Annotated in this window: 2 protein-coding genes; both read left to right on the top strand. The window is 39.4% G+C overall.

Annotated elements, in window-relative coordinates:
- A partial coding sequence (locus CXF78_RS16295) for a DapH/DapD/GlmU-related protein (protein ID WP_308302269.1) occupies window positions 1–719 on the top strand: 719 nt, incomplete at its 5' end.
- A 269-nt stretch (window positions 720–988) separates the two neighbouring features.
- The coding region (locus tag CXF78_RS16290) for a TonB-dependent siderophore receptor (RefSeq protein ID WP_180957187.1) at window positions 989–1,794 on the top strand (806 nt) is incomplete at its 3' end.

The raw sequence follows: 1,794 nt of genomic DNA, 5'->3' as shown, positions 1-1,794 counted from the left end.
CAGCTATTGAAGTCGAAGGCGCTAATAACCGCGTACAACTTGCGCAATTAGAGCGAGCTTATCAAGCTCGAGCTGCTGTAAAAATGATGCTTGAAGGCGCTAATTTACGCGACCCTGCTCGTATTGATATTCGTGGCGACGTGTCTGTTGGTATGGACGTGATGATTGATGTTAACGTTATTTTTCAAGGTAAAGTCACCTTAGGTAATAACGTGACAATTGGAGCCGGCGCGATTTTGATTGATTGCGACATTGCCGATAATGCAGAAATTAAACCTTATACTATCGTTGAAGGCGCTAAGCTTGGACAAGCTGCCAGTGCTGGACCTTTTGCTCGTTTACGCCCAGGGGCAGAGCTTAAAGAAGATGCTCATATTGGTAACTTTGTTGAAATTAAAAAGAGCGTATTAGGTAAAGGTTCTAAAGCTGGTCACTTAGCCTATTTAGGCGATGCACAAATTGGTGCTGGGGTTAATATAGGTGCCGGTACGATTACCTGTAACTATGACGGTGCCAATAAGTTTATTACCACTATTGAAGATGGTGTATTCGTCGGTAGCGATACCCAACTTGTTGCACCTGTGACAATCGGTAAAAATGCTACTTTAGGTGCTGGTTCAACCATAACCAAAGATGTAGCAGAAAATGAACTGGTGATTACGCGCGTTAAACAGCGTCATATTACGGGTTGGCAACGGCCGATTAAAATTAAAAAGTAGATTTTTATACTGATTATTCTAAAGCGGCCATTGGTCGCTTTTTTATTGTCTTAAAGATTATGAATATTAAACTTACCAAATAAAATCACAAAAAGAGATAATTTAAGCTTAAATTCATTTTAGTATGTTTGCTCAATGCATTGGTTTCTATATATTTTTGATCTATATCACAGTCAATTGTAAATATTAAAAAAGAAGTTTAAATGGAAACGCTTCTCATTTATATTACTCTCGTTTGTTGGAGTAGAGGTTTCATTGAGGAGTTGTAAATGGTATTTAAATATTCAGTTATAGGTTTAGCAGTTGGTTCAGCATTAATGACGATGCCAGTAATGGCTGAAGTATCTAGTGATACAAACATAGAACGTATTAATGTTGTGGGTCGAACTTTTAACGATTATAAAGTCGGTACAGCATCTGGTGCTATGCGCGGTGATATCGACCTAATGGATACCCCACAGTCAGTCAATGTTATCCCTGATTTTGTCACCGATGAACAATTGGCAACTAACCTTGCTGAAGTATTAGTGAATGATTCAAGTGTAACGGCAGGGACTACACGCTGGAACCGCCAGGTTTTCAGTATCCGTGGCTTTGAATTAGATTCTGGTAATGGTTATTTAATTAATGGCCACCAGCAATGGTCTCACTACATACAACCTATTGAAACTCTACAACAAGTTGAAGTGCTGAAAGGTCCTTCTAGTATGTTGTATGGCCAATCTGGTCCAGGTGGTTTGGTGAATATGGTAACCAAAAAGCCGACTTATGATTCTATGCTTAATGTAGGTGTCGACACTGATGGTTACGGCTCTACCCGTGCACAGATTGATGCTGGAGGCAGTTTAAATGATGCCCAAAGTATTCGATATCGTGGTGTGTTAGTAAAGCAAGACACAACATATTGGCGTGAATATTCAACCACAGAAGAAAACCAAGATCGTGATCGTTGGTTAGGTTATCTTAATATGGAATTTGATTTAACAGATGATGTATTGCTATCTGTTAAATACGATCACACTCAAGATAAAGCCGGTATTGATGCGGGTGGTTGGTTAGACTCTCAAGGTAATGT

Source organism: Shewanella sp. 11B5, assembly GCF_002836795.1.
Classification (GTDB): domain Bacteria; phylum Pseudomonadota; class Gammaproteobacteria; order Enterobacterales; family Shewanellaceae; genus Shewanella; species Shewanella frigidimarina.
This window is presented reverse-complemented; position numbering and strand designations above follow the sequence as displayed.